Origin of the sequence: Chryseobacterium herbae (assembly GCF_025154075.1) — a bacterium.
Taxonomy (GTDB): Bacteria; Bacteroidota; Bacteroidia; order Flavobacteriales; family Weeksellaceae; genus Chryseobacterium; species Chryseobacterium herbae.
Genome location: NZ_JAOAMU010000001.1, coordinates 964,958 through 984,546 on the forward strand (window position 1 = coordinate 964,958; position 19,589 = coordinate 984,546).

A 19,589-nucleotide genomic window follows, 5' to 3' on the forward strand; every position below is an offset into this window, starting at 1 on the left:
CTTTATTCTTTATTCTTTATTCTTTATTCTTTATTCTTTATTCTTTATTCTTTATTCTTTATTCTTTATTCTTTATTCTTTATTAAATCTTATTTACTTATTCCACCACATCTTGACATTGATATGGTCTCCGCCCATCACCTGTACGGCCGCATTGTAATTTTCAGCATTCATGACCTTTGTCGTGGTTGGATACATAAATCTTACCGGCATTATCCCGCCGTTTTGAAGTCCTCCGTTATTAGGAAGTACAGGAAGTTTAGTCCGTCGGAATTCATACCACTGTTGATGGTCTACAAAAAACAGGGAAATATATTTCTGCAGCATGATCTTCTGCAATGAACCGTCATAGGCCAGCTGAGCATTATTGAAATAATTGGCCGGAACGACAGCGCCCCACTGTTCTATGATGGATTTAACTCCGGTTTCATAAAAAGTCTGTTGACTTCCGGCGATAATTCCTCTATTAACAAGCTCTGCCATAATAAACTGTACTTCAGAATAGGTCATTATCAGGACCTTTAACGGTGCTTTTGCCAGATTCTGGTTCAGGTTGGAAGGCTGATAATCGAATACGGTTCCTAACGCATATCCGGAAGGAGCTCCTTTATATCCTATATCAACACCTGCGGTATTTTTTGCTTTGGTAAAGAACATGCTCAACCTTGGGTCATTGTTGTTTTTCAATGCTTCTACGAAAAATTCACCTGCTGCTCTGGAGGTTGTAAAATCCTGCGGACGGGCGATTGGTGGCAGGTAAGGTGATATCCCCGAAAGAGAAAGAACAGCACTGTCATTGTTATTTTGAAAAACTGGATATTGTGTTGGATTATTGACAATTTCCTGGATTCTTTCATACACATTCACTTCTCCGTTTCTGCTTAGAATTCTTGTCAGAAGTCTTAATGAAAGTGAATTACAGAACTTTTTCCAACCTAAGATTCCGGTTTGACTGTTGGTATTGGCATTGTAAAACAAATCTGTTTCTGAAAGTGCTTTTGTAGCATCAAATAGAGAATTGGCTGTTTTCAGATCATTTAAAAGCTGTACGTAGATGTCTTTCTGTTGATCATACTTAGGTTTTAAAATTCCTTCTTCACCTCTTCCGGCTTCAGAAAACGGAATATCTCCGAAAGCATCCGTAAGATTGGCTGTGATCCATGCGTTCAGAACCATTGATACGGCGAGATAATTGTTGTTTTCTTCTTTAGCCGCGTATTTTTTGAGTTCATTGACCTGCTTCAGCCATCTGTAGGAATTATCCCAATATCCGGCTCCACTTTTCTCATTAAAATAATATCTGCTGAATGTATTGCCTTCATTAGGAAAATCAAGGGCATTCTGCATAATATCAAACGTAAAATCATCTGCCCTGTTGTAGCCGTAACTTCCCATTTCGTACTGGATAGGAGCCAGAAGACTTCCTACGGACGGATCTTTGATTCTGCTGGTATCGGTATTGATTTCTTCAAAAGTTCTGTCGCATGAATGAAGTACGAAAACAGAAACAGCCAGTGCCAGATGTATGATTATTTTTTTCATTTTTTTAAGATTTAGAATTTAAGATTTAACTGAAAACCAACTGTTCTTGCAGTAGGAAGCTGCCCCATTTCAACACCGGGAGTAATCGTGGCATTATCTAAAGTGGCCACTTCAGGATCGAACATGGGGAACTTGGTCCACATCCACAGATTCTTCCCGAAAACAGCCAGCGTCAGATCTTCAAGTCCCAGAGATTGTATCGTTTCTTTTGAAAAGGAATAGGATATCCTGGCATCTCTGAGTTTAATAAAATCGGTGCTGAAGCTGTTGGTTTCCACGTTGGCTCTTCGGTAATAATCTGCGTAATAGGATGAAACGGTCACCGCTTTTGTATTTGTACTGTAGCTTCCGTCAGGATTCTGAACAACACCGTCTCCGATGATCATCCCACCCGGATTATCTCTTCCCGGAAGCGTAGATTTAAGTTTTCCCTGCTCAGACATTTTGTGGTGCGACTGAGAATAAGCAATACCGCCGTACTGCCCATCAAATGAAAAACTGATGGTGAAATTTTTAATTTTAAAATCATTCTGAAGACCTGCTCTCCATTTCGGGAATGCATTTCCTACTTTCTCTATTCCTGCAGGAATTTCCGTTAATCCGTCTCTGTAAACAACCTTTCCATCCGGCGAACGCAGCAGTTTGTATCCGTACATATCTCCAAGGGAACCTCCGACTTCCATTTTATAGAAAACAACTCCTCCTACATTGGAAACTATTCCGTCAAATCCATCAGGCACGCTCATGACCCGGTTTTCGTTGGTAGACCAGTTTCCTCCGATCTTCCATGAGAAATTTTTAGATTTTACAGGATAAGCATCTACTGAAAGTTCAAGACCTCTGTTCCGGATTTTTCCGGCATTGATCACTCTTTTAGAGAATCCACTCTCAAAAGGCAACGATACGGGAATGATCTGATTTTCGCTGACGTTCTGATAAGCGGTGAAATTAAAGTTTAACCTACTTTTGAAAAGACTGAAATCCATACCGGCTTCGATGTTTGTATTTTTTTCAGGTTTAAGAGTAGGATTGTTAAAAGTAGTTGGTGATATTACACTTCCGGTAATATTGCTTGCCGTATAATAGTTGTCCAGCAGATAAGGATCACTGTCTATACCTACTTTTGCCCACGAACCTCTCAGTTTCCAGAAATTCAGCTGATCGCTTTTCAGATTAAAAATATCAGACAGAATAAAACTTGTACTTACCGACGGATAAAAGAAAGAACGGTTCGCTTTCGGAAGGGTGGAACTCCAGTCATTTCTTCCTGTTATGTCTACAAAAACCTTATTGTCATAGCCTGCTGTAAATAACCCGTAAACACTTTCAACCTGCTTATCACGGGGAACCGGATATTTCACAGGAATGGAAAGCGCGTTGGTAAGGCTGTACTCTCCGGCCGTTTTTAATCCGATCGCCTGATAGTCGTTCATTACGTACTCATTATACCGCATACTTCCTCCGGCAGAGGCAGAAAAGCTGAATTTGTTCAGATCTATTTTATAGGAGAATAAAAGGTCATTGTTGTATTCATGATTTTTAATAAACTGCTCTCTGTAATATCCTTTTAAGTAATTGGCAGAGCTCCACGGCCTTCTTGTAGTTCTTGTTTCATTTAAAATTTCAACACCGGACCTCAGCATTAAACTGAAATTATTGTTAAACTGATAATCCGCTGTAATATTTCCTGTAATCGTCTTTTTCTTAACCCCATTCAGCATTTCATACGCGATCAAATAAGGATTGTCTATATACGAACTGAACGGGTGAATCTGATCTACCTGCTCCTGTCCGTATTTCCAGACGGGTTTATACCACTCCAGGTCTACATTGGGATTCTGGAAAATCATGAAATAAGAAATCGACTGGTTGTTGTATCCCGTAGCAGGAAGGTTGTCACTGGTCGTTGTATTGTATGAAAACTTCGTTGAGATTTTTAATTTTTTCGTTAGCTGATGCGCGAAAGACAGGGCAAAATTGAATCTGTCAAAACCTGTATTAGGCATCATCCACTCATTGTTAAGGTATGTAAGAGACGTTCTGAAACTGGTCTTTTCATTGGAACTTTCCACAGAAATACTGTTGGAATAGGTAGAACCGGTTCTCCAAAACCCTTTGATATTGTCTTCGTAAGGTCTCCACAGTTGCCTTGCTAAGCTTTGTCCCTGTTGGGTAGGATCATATTGAAAATAATACTGTCCGGCGAATTTAGGCCCGAATGCACTGCTCGTTCCGCCTGTACTCACCCCATCCGCAGACAGTCCGTAAGAATAGTAAAATTCACCGGCTTTATTTTTAGCCAATGTTCCCTGACCGTATTCATACTGCCAGTCCGGCCATTTCAATACCGTATCAAAACTTGAGTAGGAATTAAAAATTACATTCAGCTTTCCGTTCTTACTTTTTCCGGATTTTGTAGTGATCATCAAAGCTCCGTTGGCGGCACGGGAACCATATAAAGCTGCCGCAGAAGCTCCTTTCAAAACGGTTACCGATTCGATATCATCCGGGTTAATGCTGTTTAGGCCATTTCCCATATCGATAGGAACATCACCTCCGGAACCTGCACCATAAGCCGGTGTATCGGTACCCGTTGTGGAATTTCCCATCGGAACACCGTCTACAACGATTAGAGCGTAATTATGATCCATCATAATGGATTTTTCTCCTCTGAGGGTAATTCTTGCTGTTCCCAGTGGTCCGGCTCCTGCTGTCTGAACTTTCAGCCCGGCTACTTTTCCTTCCATCGATTGAGCCCAGTTGTTGTTCTGGGTTTCCTCAAATGTTGCGGAACCTACCTTTTCAGCCACATACCCCAAAGCTTTGTCATGCCTCTTGATTCCCAAAGCAGTTACCACTACCTCATCAATGCCTTTTACAGTATCTTTTTTTACTTTCTGCTGAGCTGCCAGATTGACGCTGACCAATCCTAACAGCGACAAAACCAGTAGTTTTTGTTTCTCTTTACGCATATCCTTTTTGTTTGCGCAAAATTAGAACGACATTACGGGCATGGCTTTAACATCGTTTTAACATTTATTAAAATAATATTAAACAAAATATGAACGTATCCTTAACAACATTGAATAGACACCTGATAAACAGCTGTTTAAAAAATTAATGATGTTTAATGCTATTTTACATTTTCATTGGTGTACCTTTATTGTCTTGCTCTGAGAAAATAAAACAAAATACAATTAAAACACTGATATACAATCAATTAAAATTAAACACAAAAAAGCCTGTCCCTAAAATGAGACAGGCTGTGATTTTCAATATCAGACTTTTGAAATCTTTACAGAATCAAAGCGATTATTTATTTTTGAGCTGATCAGGAATATTGGTGGTCACAAAACCTATTCCCTGATTTTTCAACTGTTCGTATACTGCCGGATCATTGACCGTCCAGGAATTCGTGATAAGACTTAAAGCTTTTGCTTCAGAGATCCATGTTGGGTTCTTCTGGAAAACGCTGTAATGATAGTCTATTCCGTCAAGACCTTCTTTTTTGATCTGCTCTGGAGACAGTTCTCCATTCAGATACTGTACTTTGAATTTCGGTTCGAGTTTTTTGATCTCTTTACAGATGTTTAAGCTGAAAGAAATATATTCACTCTGACTTTCCAGCTTCATCTCCTTAATCATTTTAAGAGTCTTCTGAGTGATCTCGTTTTCTAATTCCTGAGTTTTGGCTGGCTTGATCTCAACAATCAGTTTTAAAGAGCCATCTTTTTTACCTTGTTTCAGATAATCTTTCAGTGTAGGAAACTTTTCACCATTGAAAAGTTTCAATGCTTCCAGTTCTTTGAAAGATGTTTCGGAGATCTCCATTTCTCCATGGTGTTCGTCGTGGTTGATCACAAGAATGCCGTCTTTGGTCATTCTCACATCAAATTCCGATCCGTATATTTTTAATTTCTGGGCATTCTCTAAAGATTGAATAGAATTTTCCGTGGTTGGCGGCTGTGCCTGGAAATAGCCTCTGTGTGCGATAATCTGGGTTTGTGCCTTCATTAGGACTGTACTTAAAACTGCTAACCCTAAGATAAAATTTTTCATAATACAATTTAGATAATTAAATAAAAATCTTAAAAACGTTTGATAAAGGTAGTGTTTACCTATTAAAAGCTGTATTTGGCACCGATCTGAATCTGGTAAGGATTCCCGGAAAGAGGCGCTAAACCACTGGTATTTTTAGTGTATTCAAACTGTTTGGTAGCCTGGTTGAATTTTGGAGCTCTGTAAAGTGCCATATTTCCATAGGATTTATTGACACCCCATTCTTTGTTAAGAAGGTTCGCCAGGTTGAAAATATCAACAGAAAGTTCAAAGGCTCCGATTTTGTCAAACTTAATTTTTTTAGCAACACGAACATCCCATACACCGAAGAATCCGTTTTTACCGCCGTTACGTTCTGCTATGGCATTGTTGTATTTCTCTACATAATCTTTCAGGGCCTGTCCTACTTCAGGATCATTGAGAAGCGGCTGGGTAATGATTTCCGGGAAGATGTAAGCAAGATCATTCGTATCTACGAAATCTCCGTTAACATTTCCTCCTGCTGTTACCGAGAAACGTGTTCCTCCGATTCCGGAATACCTTACTCCCAGCGTAAACCCTGCAATAGTAGGTGAGTTTCCGTACAACACTACTTTATTTCGGAACTGGTTATCGGAATAGCTCATTCTTAAATCTCTCGGATCGCTCTGAATCGGAGTGGACAATGTCGCGGAATTTGCTACGTTTCCGTTGTATGAGGTATTGTCTTTGATATCAGACCAGGTATAACTTGCCGTGATCTCCCCATCTTTCCAGTAACGGTAGCTGGTATCCACCACGAATGAATACTGGTTCACTTTTCCATCGCTTACAAGCTCAAGTACTCTTCCAAAATTATTATTGATTCTTCCTTTTTTCCAGTCTATTTTAGTCCCATTGATCGATGCAGCCGGAACATACACTCCTCTTCCACCTTCATTAGCCAGCGTGAAATAAGGATCAGGCATCATATTTCGGTCATAATAGAAATAATTGTTTCTTCCCAAAGCCATATATCCTGCAATTCCAGCTCTGAATCTTTCGTTAAAGAAATGGGTATAGGAAATATTTGCTTTATACACAATAGGAATTTTTGCATCTTCCCCGGTGTAGTTGATTGTAGGAATCTGATCCTGCGCCAGTGAAGGAACAGAACTGTAATCTGTTCTGTATCTGTAGAAATCCGGTGTAAGACCTACTGTAGCAGGATCTACGTCTACTGTTGCAAGATGTTTTCCGTCAAACACCAGATTGTTGATTATCATATAATTATTGATATCGGAAGAGAAGATTCCCGCTCCGAATTTCAGGAAGTCTTTATTCTGCTCATTGAAGTTCCATTCAAACTGGAATCTTGGCTGAATCACAAAAGATTTGATTTTATTATCTGTTCTGATACCCATCTGATCGTACAGCTTTTGGTTAAACTCAGCTTTCGGATATCCTCCGTAGTCAAACCTTAAGCCTCCCATTAAATCAAGACCTTCCCCTATCTTCGTCTGAAACTGCCCGTAAAGACCTATGTTCCAGATATTGGATCTTACGGACGGATCTTCCATTAAAGGTACTTCTCTGTAAAATCTGTATGCGATAAGGTTATCAAAATTATACAGATTACCCAATCCCGATGTTGGATCTTCCCTGAACTGGAATCTTCCGTTCACCTCACTTCCATATATTGATTTTGCACTGGTATACATCAGATCTGCACCGAAAGTATATTTTACCTTATCCGTATTGTAGTATAAGTTATCTACAATCTGGATCACATTATTCCTAAAACTTTCCTGCCCGAAGCGGTGTCCCCCGATCTGAATATTGGTAGCTCCCACTCCAGGGGTTACAATATTTTCTACAATCGCTCTTGGAACAGGCATTCCTAATTCATCATTCTGATAACTATTCTGGAAAGTATAGAGATACTGTGCCTTTAACTCGTTTGTCAGGTTAGGTTTTAAGTTTGACCTTAGGGTTAAGAGTAAGCTGTTGTCAATATTTTTATCATTTCCATAAGATTCAAAGAAATTGATCGCGGTATTATCTGTCAATCCATTTTTATTCAGATCGTAAGTAAAGTTGTTTCTTAATGTCAATAAATGCTTAGGACTGATCTGCCAGTCCAAACGTAAAAATCCGGCATCTGAATTTCTTACTTTATCAAAACTTCCAAACTGTGGTGTATTCCCTACCCCGTATTTTTTTCTGGCAATATCAAGAAACTGATTCAGTGTCTGTGTGTTTGTATTAAGCCTTTTCTCATCATCCGCAGATTTGATATCAGCTATCTGCAACGGCCTTGAATCTAATTGGTGATCCCATGCCACGAAGAAGTGTAATTTATTTTTAATGATCGGTCCTCCCAATGAAAACCCGAACTGGGATGTAGAGAAATCGTTTTCTCTTTTGTTTCCTCTGATATCATATGGGCTGGAAAGCCAGTTTGTCCTTAAATATTCCCATGCACTTCCTGAGAATTTATTCGTCCCGGATTTGGTAACGGCACTTACCGTTCCACCACCGCTTCTTCCCAGAGTTACATCATATTGGTTGGTGGTGATTTTAAATTCACGTACAGCTTCTATCGAGATAGAAAACGGTGCACCACTACGGCTGGTTGTAGATCCTGCAGAAGTCGGGTTTTTGGCCGTCATCCCGTCAATCGTAAAGTTGGTAGAAGATCCCAGCTGTCCGGATAGATTTCCGCCTTTTCCGCTTAATGGAGACAATTCAGTAAGATTGGTGAAATTCCTTCCGTTTACCGGGAGCATGCTAATGTTCTTCGCTGAAATAGCGGTAGCGGCTCCAAGGTTTCCGATCTTGTTTTTAAGGTTTCCGGTGACTACGACTTCTTCAATCTGCTTTTCATCGCCACCTAAGCTCATGTTAACCGTCACCTGGTCTCCAAAGTTGACATTATATCCTTCTTTCTTTTCCTCGTTCACGATCACCGTATAAGGCCCGCCCAGAGGAATTTCTTTAAAAATATATTCACCTTTCGAATTGGTTTCCGTCTCCGTCCTGAACCCTGTAGACTCGTTCACGATGGTTACTTTCACTTTTTCCTGAGCCGTACTGCCCAGTCCGGTAATTCTTCCCACGATAGAAGCCTGCGTAGTCTGCGCATAAGCCAGTGTTCCAAATCCCAAAAACAATAATCCTAGTACAATCTTTACTTTTCTCATCTTTACAAATTAGATGTGCAAAGGTATTTTGACTTTATGTACCATGTGTTTAAGAGAGCTTTAACAAATCCTCAACTAAATCATAACATTGTGTTAAATTAATTTAAACAGATGTTTTAAAACACAATCAATCAACACGTTAATCCACATTACGGTTTTTTAATGTTTCTATAATATTTTATTGCGGTATTTTTTAATGAGATTAGTTTAGCTATTTTTGCTCAAAAGATAGAACGGAATGTCTGAAAATATACAGCAAAAAATAGAGCAGCTCCGAAAAGAGCTTCATCAGCATAATGAAAATTACTACCATCTGGATGCCGCTACAGTCTCTGATTATGAGTTTGATATGCTCCTGGAAGAGCTTCAGGATCTGGAAGCAAAACATCCTGAATTTTACGACGAGAATTCACCTACGGTACGTGTAGGCGGAGGAATTACCAAAGTATTTCCTACCATTCAGCATAAGTTCAGAATGTATTCTCTGGATAATTCCTATGATTTCGATGATCTGGAAGACTGGGAGAAAAGAATTATCAAAACCATCAATGATCCGGTGGAATTTGTTGCTGAGCTGAAATATGACGGGGCTTCTATTTCTATTCTTTATGAAAACGGAAAGCTGTCTCAGGCCGTAACGCGTGGTGATGGTTTTCAGGGAGATGAGATTACTTCCAACGTCCGAACCATTTCTGATATTCCTCTGACGCTGAAAGGTGATTTCCCGGCTCATTTTTTTATGAGAGGTGAAATTTATCTGACGAGAAAAAATTTCGATAAGCTAAATAAACTGCGTGAAGAGGAAGGTTTGGATCCTTTTATGAATCCAAGGAATACGGCCAGCGGAAGTTTAAAAATGCAGGACAGTGGAGAGGTAAGAAAGCGAAGTCTGTCTTCTGTACTTTACCAGTTTATTTCTGAAGATGTTCCTGCAGAAACGCATTGGGAACTGCTTCAGAAAGCACAGGGCTGGGGCTTTAAAACCTCACAGCAGGCGAAACTCTGCAAAACAATGGATGAAGTGAAGGAATTTATCAGTTTCTGGGATACGGAACGTCACAATCTTCCTTTTGAAATTGATGGAATTGTTTTAAAAGTGAATTCTTTACAGCAGCAAAGACAGCTGGGCTACACGGCAAAATCACCGAGATGGGCAATGGCTTATAAATTCAAAGCTGAAAAGGTGGAGACTGAACTTCAGAGTGTTTCTTATCAGGTGGGAAGAACGGGAGCGATCACTCCAGTGGCTAATTTAAAACCTGTTTTACTGGCGGGAACGATCGTTAAAAGAGCATCACTTCACAATGAGGATATCATTAAAAAACTGGATCTTCACGAGCATGACTTTGTGTATGTGGAAAAAGGTGGTGAGATCATTCCTAAAATTGTAGGTGTACACACTGAAAAAAGAACTTCTGAAAGCAGAGAAATCGAATATATTACAAACTGTCCTGAATGTGGAACAGAGCTTGTGAAAATTGTTGATCAGGCCATCCATTTCTGTCCGAATGAACTTCACTGCCCGCCTCAGGTGGTGGGAAGAATGATTCATTATGTTTCCAGAAAGGCTTTGAATATTGATAATCTTGGAAGTGAGACGATAGAGCAGCTTTACAGAGAAAAATTAATTGAAAATCCTGCTGACTTTTATGCTTTAACAAAGGAACAGATTCTTCCTCTGGAAAGAATGGCTGAAAAATCTGCACAGAATATTATTTCGGGTATTGAGAAATCCAAGGAAATTCCTTTTGAAAAGGTTCTTTACGGAATCGGGATCAAGCATGTGGGTGAAACGGTGGCCAAGAAACTAGTGAAAAACTTTGCTACCATCGATGAACTGAAAGAAGCCACAGCAGAAGAACTTTGTCAGGTAGAAGATATTGGAGCCAAAATCGCAGTAAGTATTGTGGAGTTTTTCAAAAATCCAGAAAATATTCTGATGATCGAACGTCTGAAGTCTTACGGAGTACAGCTTGAAAAGGGCGAAAGTACGAATGAGGTTTTATCTAATATTCTGGAAGGAAAAACATTCCTTTTCACAGGAAAATTATCATTATTCACGAGAGAATCTGCAGAAGAAATGGTAGAAAAACATGGTGGGAAAAATATATCTGCCGTTTCAAAGAACCTCAACTTTCTTGTGGTTGGGGAAAAGGCCGGAAGCAAGCTGAAAAAGGCTCAGGACATCGGAACCATTACGATTCTGGATGAACAGGAGTTCCTGAATCTGATAGAGAAACAGTAATATCTTTAACAAATTATAATTAAACCATTGAGATTAGATTTCAATGGTTTAATTTTGTTATTTTTTCACCAAGAAAAGAATAATAAACTAAATAAGATTAATCCATGAAAAAAATTTACTTCGTCATTTGTATGATGATCCTTTCATTATTTCAGGCACAGATTGTGAATATTCCTGATGCCAATTTTAAAAGCTTACTGGTCGCTAATATGCCTTATCTGGCCAAAGACCTTACTGGCAACAATACCATTATTGACACCAACCATGACGGCGAAGTTCAGGTATCTGAAGCTGCCAATATCAGTGCACTAAGATTTGATTTAAGTTTAATGCCCAATTATTCCTCCAATTTTAATAATGTTGTGTCAATAACTGGTATAAAAAGCTTCACCAATCTTAGGGATCTCGACATTGATAATTTCCCTTTATTGCAAACCGTTGACCTTAGTAATAGTGCAGCCCTCTATAAACTTGATCTCAGCAGATGCTATGTTTTATCCTCCGTAAATCTTCAGGGTTGCAGCCAGTTATACGATTTGGATATTTTTTTCAGCAGTATACCGTCTATTGATCTATCGGGACTGACCAATTTATATGATGTGGATATGACGCAGTGCCAACTTGCTAATCTATCCTTAAATAATAATACGAATCTCATCAACCTGACTTTAACGTCCAATAGGCTGCAAACCCTGCCTGTAGGCCAGACACCCAATCTAAAATTTCTGAACATTGCGGGTAATCAATTTACAGCACTCAATTTCGGTGCTTTTCCAAAACTTGAAACACTGAACTGTACCTACAACAAGTTTATAAGTATCGATTTATCTCAGAATACAGATTTGACAATTTTTGCCTGTGACGTGAATCCTAATCTTAAGTCGTTATTTATTAAAAACGGCATCAATAACTTTACACAAAGTGTTAATTCCACTTTTTCAAGCACACCCAATCTTGCTTACATCTGCGCGGACGATTTTGAAATTACCGACGTCAATGCTTTACTGCCTTCTACCACCTCATGTGTTGTGAATTCGTACTGTTCATTTACTCCGGGTGGAGTTTTTTACACGATCTCAGGAAACACAAAATTTGACGGCAACAGCAATGGTTGTGATGTGAATGATCCCAACAAGGCATTCCAAAAATTCAATATTACCAGCGGAAGTATTTCAGGAAGTATAACGGCTAACAGTTCAGGAAATTATTCAATTCCTGTACAAGCCGGAGCCCATACCATCACTCCAATTCTTGAAAACCCTACTTATTTTAATATATCGCCAACAAGCTTAACTGCTAATTTCCCTGCACAACCAAGTCCATTGACACAGAATTTCTGCATGACAGCCAACGGCAATCATCCGGATCTTGAAATTGTAATCATCCCGACAGATATTGCTGTTCCGGGCTTTGATGCAGATTATAAAATTGTTTTCAAAAATAAAGGAACTGCAGCGCAGTCAGGAAATGTAGTATTCAGTTTCAATGATGACCTGATGAATTTTGTAAGTGCAACTACAGTTCCCAATTCTCAATCTACGGGAGTCTTAAGCTGGAATTTCACCAATCTTCTTCCTTTTGAATCGAGGGAAATCAAAGCTAAGTTTACTTTGAATACATCAACGCAGACACCTTCTTTAAATATGGGTGATGTGCTGCACTACACGGCCCAGATCAACGGGGCTTCTGATGAAACTCCTGCAGATAACACGTTTACATTGAATCAGACGGTGGTAAATTCGTTTGATCCTAATGATAAAACCTGCCTGGAAGGTGCTTCCATTGCTCAGACTCAGGTTGGAGATTACGTTCATTATCTGATCAGGTTTGAAAACAACGGTACTGCCAATGCGAGAAATATTGTTGTAAAAGATGATATTGATACATCCAAATTTGACCTTTCAACACTGATTCCCTTAAGTGGAAGTCATAGCTTTGTTACCAAAATTTCCGGAACCAATACAGTGGAATTTATTTTTGAAAACATTCAGCTTCCTTTTGATGATGCCAACAACGATGGTTACATTTCATTCAAAATAAAGACAAAATCTACTTTAGCAGCTGGAAACAGCTTCAGTAATACAGCCAGAATTTATTTTGACTACAATGCTCCTATCGTCACCAATACATATACCACTTCAGTACAAGGTGTATTAGGGACTTCTGAGTTGAATGCCAGCAAAAATGATTTCAGTATTTATCCGAATCCGGCAAAAGATATTCTTTATATCCAATCAAAAGATGAAGTCATTAAAGCTGAAATCTATGATACAGCTGGAAGAATCCTGCATACGACAGGAGTAAAAAACAATTCTGTGAATGTTGATGATCTGGCGAAAGGAAATTATATCATTAAAGTTTCCACTAAAAATAAAACCTTGACGCTTAAATTTATTAAGGCATAGAAAATAATTAACCTTATTATCCTTTAAAAGCTGTGAGAATCTCACAGCTTTTTTTATGCTTTAATGGGCACTTTACTGACAGTAACAAAATAAATGAAATTAACGCCAAACTAACATTTAAATAAAATAATTAAACAATAACCAATAAAATCAATGTTCTATAAATAAATAAAAACTAAAAAGTAATTATTTTTCGTAATGTAATTTTTTATATATTTATACACTAAATATCACCAAACCATGAAAAAACTCTATCTTTTTGTGCTATTCCTTGCACATTTATCTGTCGTTGCGCAGATTGTAAACTTTTCCGATCCTGTTTTTAAAGCTAAACTGCTTTCGGGAAATGCTACCAATGAAATCACCCAAAATCTTGCTGGCCAATGGATCAATATCGACACCAATAATGACGGTGAGATACAGGTTTCCGAAGCTGCCAACATCCGGAATATTAATATATACCACTCAAGCAACAACGCTACATTTCCGATTTCGTCGATAGAAGGTGTAAAATCATTCACCAATCTGGAATATCTGGAAGTATCTGACTGTTCAAATCTTCTTTCTGTAGATGTGAGCGGTATGCCAAAGCTTGCCCTGGTAAGCTTTACTGATAACGTCAATATGTCTGCGGCTAATTTTACAGGTTGTCCCCTACTTCAAAACATTAATGTATCCAATGCTAAAATTGTTAATCTCGATATTTCCAACCTTCCGAAAATGAATATCCTGACGTGCACGGGAGGAAAGGTACAAACCATTAATTATTCAGGAAGTACAACAATGAAGTTTTTGCTCTGTAGTGACAATGACATCTCCAGCATCAATCTAAGCTCGCTGGTTGATCTGTATCGCTTTAATATTTCAGGAAATTCATTGACAAGTCTTGATTTGAGTAACTTAACAAAACTTGAAGATGTCGTATGTTCAGCTAACCAGCTTACCTCCATCAATCTTCAGAATACCCCTAAATTAAAAACACTGGAAGCCAGTTATAATAATCTTTCTACGATTAATTTAAGTCAGAGTCCGATCTTAAATTATCTCAGAATGTTCAACAACCAGCTCACAAGTATTGATCTCTCAGCAGTTCCTTTACTGCAGACACTTTTCCTGAATAACAATCAGCTTACTTCTCTTGACATCAGTCATAATACGATCCTGAACTCATTCAGTGCTCCCAACAACAATTTACAGAGCCTCTTTACAAAAAACGGAAGGTTGACAAGCGTAACTTATCAAAATAATCCCAATTTAAGCTATATCTGTTGTGATGATTCGGAAATGAACAATATCATCAGTCAAAATGCAACGTACGGATACAATAATGTGACGGTAAATTCTTACTGCTCCTTCACGCCGGGTGGCACATTTTATACCGTTAAAGGAAATACAAAATACGATCTTAACGGAAACGGCTGCGATCCGGCAGATTTAAATAAAGCGTTCCAGAAAATCAATATTTCAGGAGGCGGAACTACGGGAAGTATCATTGCAGACTATTCCGGAAACTACTCTATTCCGGTACCGGCTGGATTATATACTCTGACACCGGTTCTTGAAAACCCTACTTATTTCAACATTTCTCCATTGTCTTCTACTGCCAGTTTTCCTTCGCAGACAAGTCCACTGACCAAAGATTTCTGCATGACTGCAAACGGGTCTCATCCTGATCTTGAAATTGTCATTATCCCTCTGGATTCTGCAGTACCGGGATTTGAATCGGATTACAAAATCGTTTTCAAAAATAAAGGAACGACCATGCAGTCCGGAACGATTGGATTCAGTTTTAATGACAACATTATGGATTTTGTCAATTCTACAGTAACCCCTAATTCACAGTCAACCGGAAGCCTGAGCTGGAATTTCACTGGTCTTCTTCCTTTTGAAACAAGAGAAATCAAGACTAAATTTGAAATGAATACACCTACCGATACTCCACCTTTAAATGACGGTGATATTCTGCATTATACCGCGCAAATAAACGGAGCTCCTGATGATACACCGGCTGACAATACCTTTACCCTGAACCAAACGGTGGTAAATTCTCTGGATCCGAATGATAAGACCTGTCTTGAAGGAACTATGATCGCACAAACTCAAGTGGGAGATTTCGTTCATTATCTGATCCGGTTTGAAAATAACGGTACAGCCACTGCAAGAAATATTGTGGTAAAAGATATCATTGATACTTCGAAATTTGATTTATCCACGTTAATGCCATTAAGCGCAAGCCACAGTTTTGTGACAAGAATGTCCGGAGCCAGTACCGCAGAATTTATTTTCCAGAATATCCAGCTTCCGTTTGATGATGCCAATAACGACGGATATATTTCTTTCAAGATCAAAACTAAATCTACTTTGACGTCGGGTGATGTATTCAGCAATACAGCCGATATCTATTTTGATTATAATGCCCCGATTATAACAAATACTTATACAACAGCTATCAGAGGTATATTGGCTACGGCAGAAACTAAAAATGACAAAGGGAATCTAAGTATTTATCCTAATCCGGTACAGGATATCCTTTACATCAAATCCGGTGAAGAGATCATCAAAGCTGAAATTTATGATGCAGCCGGAAGAATTATGAATACGAAAAGCGTAAAAAGTAATGCTGTGAATGTTTCTGAGCTCGCTAAAGGAAATTACATCATTAAACTATTTACCAAAGACAAAACAATGGTTCAGAAATTCATTAAAAATTAAACTAATAATCTTTTTTATATCCGCAAGAGCTGTGAAATTTTTCGCAGCTCTTTTTTGTTCCTGTGATGTGAACAATTATTTTATTTAAAAACAAGAATGGTATAGTTGTCCCGTGAAGTTTTAGGATAAACCATTCTGATCTGTGCTTTATTTTTAAAGTAATCTACATAGATTTCTCCGGTCATAATCTTTCCTTTTTCGGTTTCTTTATAGCCGCTTGCCAGCATTTTTTTTATATAAGCATCATGTTCTTTTTTGTCCTTGAATTGAAACTCTATATTGTCCTGAGTTTTATCCTCTGTGTATTCAAATTTTCCAATTTTGTAGATATAACCCGGACTGTCATACTCAAACAGAATGAATATAGGACTTTCTGTTTTGTCGTAGAACGTATATTGGTGCGTTTTAATTTCTGTTTTAAAAGCAGCCATATTGAGTTGGTTAAATCGCGCCAACTCTTCCAGCTTAAAAGCCTGTCCAGACATCTGTGCATGCAAAAGGGTACAAAACAGACTGATTAAAACTATTTTTATCGTATTCATAGTTTAATTATTCTTTGATGTTATTTTCTTTGATAAAACTTCTGTATTCTTTTTCCCAGACCGGAAACTTTTTAAATTCAGCTTTTCTGCTGACAATAATAGCTGCCCCTTCATTGAAAAGGTTTTCATCTTTGAGCACTTTTATACCATCCATGATAGCGAGAGCACCGTAAGCGTTTTCATTATTTCTAAGTTTGTCCAAAAGGATATCCTTATTTTGCAGTATTGAATCATTATCTTTCAGCTTTGATATGAAACGTTTAAAATCCAGATCACCCAGATGCAGAAGAGAATTTCTTACTGCTTTTTCATAAACTTCCTTAGAGATCTTTTTTGTTTTTTCCAACAGTGTAACCAGTCTGAGATTGTCGTCAAAGGTCATTTCACTCAAGACATGATCCATGACATTGTCCATATCAAACTGATTAACAGCAATAACTTCCGCTTCCCCGGGCAACAAAAACCCATCCAGCAGAAATTTTGCGGTTTCTTTTTGGGTATGTGTTTTTTCATAATCATCCAGAATATCAAAAGATATAATTTTATCTGTTAGCCACAGATCTGCCAGTACAGGATAGTAAAGCTTGCATTTTTCCATATAAATATGTTGATAAATCGTGGAAAGACATCCGTTACCGCAATCATTTTCTTTATTCTGTTTCTTATCCAGTTCAATCGCTTCGATCACAATTTCTTTGGCCTCTTCACTGCAAAATTTGGATAGCGCAAACATCACATGAAAATCCAAAGAATCTGAAATATGTTCTTTTATAAACGGAAGAAACTGTGGATCAGGGAATTGTTCAATGGCAGAATACGCATCCACTCCGAAACTTTTGATCAGTTCAATATCATTTGGATTTTTATATTTTGCAAGGGTAGCAAGCAGTTCTGGTGATTTTGTATCCACCACTATCTTTCTGATTTTGGTGTATACATCATTATTCATCGGTAGGCCATAGGTCAGGGCTTCCAGAAGCTCCATGTTAATAGGGTCTGCATTCAGCGCGAGATATTCCATTTTCCTTTCAAGATTCTCCTTTTCTTTTTCTGAAAAATTATACCCCACAGAAACTGATTCAAAGATATGGACAGACAAAAGATAATCATCTACAAGACAACCCGTTCTATAAGTCAATTTCTCTTTTGAATGAAGATTTTTCTTAAAAATTTCGAGTATTTTATCACCTTCTTTTTTCTTAGCCAGAACATCAATGGCTGCTGCCTTAATATAAACATTTTTGCCTTTCTCTGCCAAGAACACAAGTTCTTCCGTACTCGCTTTTTTCACCAATAATTCTTCAACCTTTTTCATTTCTCCATCACTCCCTGTATAGAATAATTTATTTTTTTCAAGAGGTTTTATAATAGCTGCTGTTTTATCAGAAACCTGAGAATAGGCAGAGAAAAAGAACAGCAATAATAGCAGACTTATGAGTCTTTTCATAGAATGATTTTGATATTCTGTAAATTTAAAAGAATTTTGCTAATGTCGAACAGAAGGTGTTCTATTCTTTAAGGCTTCCTGAAAAAGTTTGATCTGATCAGGTGTAAGATTTTGCAGATAAATTGTACGTTTCCTGTTAACCAAAAAATCGGGATAGGAGACTAAGGTAACAGAATGATTACTGAAACTAAATTCTCTGAGCCCTGTAGGATTTTTCGTGTTTCTCTTATCAGAATTAAAAGCCAGATTGATAAAACGGCTGGGAATAAAATAAAAGTCTGTAGGAAATAAAAAAACCGAGTTTTGATTCAGCAGAATCTGAAAAGTACAAAAGCTAATTTTTTTACGTAGAAAACCACTTTCTACAACAATCTTTCCACTGATATTTTTCAATTCACTGGAGTCCAACTGCCTGTATTTCGTGATTATTTTTTTATTTTGAAGATAACAAAATATCCTAAATATCAACAGCGCCGCTATAAAGACGGGTAATACGTAATCGAAGATATGATCAGGCATTGATAGAAATCAAAATGACTATTGAATTAATATTTTTTGGGTTGCTTTATAAATTCTCCTCCTTTATGGGGAAACTGAACGTATAATTCCGAAGGCTGCTGGATTTTTGCTTTACAAGTTTCTGAGCATACATTCACTAGTAAAGGAAGAACATCTGTGGCGATCGGTAATGAAACCCAATACTGATCCGGTTCATTTTCCGGTATTTCATTTTTACAGATACTGCATTTTACAATTTCGGAATCATAATACCTTAAAGGGCGCTGATATAGATTAGGAAAATGCGTCCGGAATTTATAATTTCCATAGAGCGCTCTTGTACTCACTGTGCTGCTTTTAAGATTTTTACAGTATATGATTTCATAAGGAAACCACATAAGATTATAGGAAGTATACGGAATAAATTCTTCCAGCGATTCCATTTCCCCTATTTCCGGTGGTATCTGCTTTAAATGACTCCCATAAAGCATCATTCTTCTCACTTTTTTCAGTTTGGCAATAGATTTTGGAAGCGTTTCGATCAATTGAAATAATTCTGAACCAATTCCTTTTCTCGGTTCAAATTCCTCATGTCCTTCTTCCGCTACTTTATCAATATAAAGACACAGTTGCTTCCAGGCTTCAGAATTTTGATCCTGCAGCACTTTTTTCACCTTTGGAACTCTGTTCATCATATCAAATTTTATTTTCTTTCCTTCTTATTTACCAAAGTTACTTTTCTCCCAGCCATTCTTCAATATCCTGATTGGCTTTATCCTCTGTAAGATATGCTGAGTTTTGTATTCTGCCTGCTTCAGCAATTCTTTCTTTTTGGGATTCAGTAAGAATATATTCGTTTTCGTTCAATTCAAAATCCAGCAGTTTTTGAATCTCCTCCATAATTGTTTTTTCTTTTAACTGACTGATTCTGTTGATCAAGTCAGCTTTTAAATCTGATGTATTCACCTTGTGCGATTT

General features: G+C 37.9%; 11 protein-coding genes. 3 read left to right on the top strand and 8 right to left on the bottom strand.

All coding sequences use genetic code 11. From position 1 onward, the window contains the following. Window positions 1–93: 93 nt before the first annotated feature. The 4 genes from N0B48_RS04140 to N0B48_RS04155 form a co-directional block, all read right to left on the bottom strand. Window positions 94–1,542 (bottom strand): SusD/RagB family nutrient-binding outer membrane lipoprotein, encoded by a 1,449-nt coding sequence (locus N0B48_RS04140; RefSeq protein WP_259836952.1) that lies wholly within the window; start codon window positions 1,540–1,542, stop codon window positions 94–96. A gap of 11 nt (window positions 1,543–1,553) precedes the next feature. Then, complete coding sequence (locus N0B48_RS04145) at window positions 1,554–4,514, bottom strand: SusC/RagA family TonB-linked outer membrane protein (RefSeq protein WP_259836954.1); 2,961 nt, start codon at window positions 4,512–4,514, stop codon at window positions 1,554–1,556. 340 nt (window positions 4,515–4,854) lie between these two features. Further along, window positions 4,855–5,601, bottom strand: coding sequence for a glycerophosphodiester phosphodiesterase (locus N0B48_RS04150; protein WP_259836956.1), 747 nt, complete (start codon window positions 5,599–5,601; stop codon window positions 4,855–4,857). Between the two features lie 62 nt (window positions 5,602–5,663). Beyond that, window positions 5,664–8,762 (bottom strand): TonB-dependent receptor, encoded by a 3,099-nt coding sequence (locus N0B48_RS04155; protein WP_259836958.1) that lies wholly within the window; start codon window positions 8,760–8,762, stop codon window positions 5,664–5,666. A gap of 238 nt (window positions 8,763–9,000) precedes the next feature. Here N0B48_RS04155 and ligA point away from each other — a divergent pair, with 238 nt between their 5' ends. From ligA to N0B48_RS04170, 3 genes are all read left to right on the top strand, one after another. Beyond that, on the top strand, window positions 9,001–11,007 hold the full coding sequence (gene ligA / locus N0B48_RS04160; RefSeq protein WP_259836959.1) for an NAD-dependent DNA ligase LigA: 2,007 nt from the start codon (window positions 9,001–9,003) through the stop codon (window positions 11,005–11,007). 104 nt (window positions 11,008–11,111) lie between these two features. Further along, window positions 11,112–13,412 carry a DUF7619 domain-containing protein gene (locus N0B48_RS04165; RefSeq protein WP_259836961.1) on the top strand — a complete coding sequence of 767 codons (2,301 nt, stop codon included), beginning with the start codon at window positions 11,112–11,114 and terminating at the stop codon, window positions 13,410–13,412. A 240-nt stretch (window positions 13,413–13,652) separates the two neighbouring features. Further along, complete coding sequence (locus N0B48_RS04170; RefSeq protein ID WP_259836962.1) at window positions 13,653–16,124, top strand: DUF7619 domain-containing protein; 2,472 nt, start codon at window positions 13,653–13,655, stop codon at window positions 16,122–16,124. A gap of 80 nt (window positions 16,125–16,204) precedes the next feature. Here N0B48_RS04170 and N0B48_RS04175 read toward each other — a convergent pair whose 3' ends face one another. The 4 genes from N0B48_RS04175 to N0B48_RS04190 form a co-directional block, all read right to left on the bottom strand. Further along, entirely contained in the window at window positions 16,205–16,666 is a 462-nt protein-coding gene (locus N0B48_RS04175; RefSeq protein ID WP_259836963.1) for a hypothetical protein, read from the bottom strand. A 7-nt stretch (window positions 16,667–16,673) separates the two neighbouring features. Continuing rightward, window positions 16,674–18,113, bottom strand: a complete 1,440-nt coding sequence (locus N0B48_RS04180) for a hypothetical protein (RefSeq protein WP_259836964.1) — start codon at window positions 18,111–18,113, stop codon at window positions 16,674–16,676. Between the two features lie 545 nt (window positions 18,114–18,658). Further along, window positions 18,659–19,306, bottom strand: coding sequence for a hypothetical protein (locus tag N0B48_RS04185; RefSeq protein ID WP_259836965.1), 648 nt, complete (start codon window positions 19,304–19,306; stop codon window positions 18,659–18,661). Between the two features lie 37 nt (window positions 19,307–19,343). Beyond that, complete coding sequence (locus N0B48_RS04190) at window positions 19,344–19,577, bottom strand: hypothetical protein (RefSeq protein ID WP_259836966.1); 234 nt, start codon at window positions 19,575–19,577, stop codon at window positions 19,344–19,346. Window positions 19,578–19,589 lie beyond the last annotated feature (12 nt).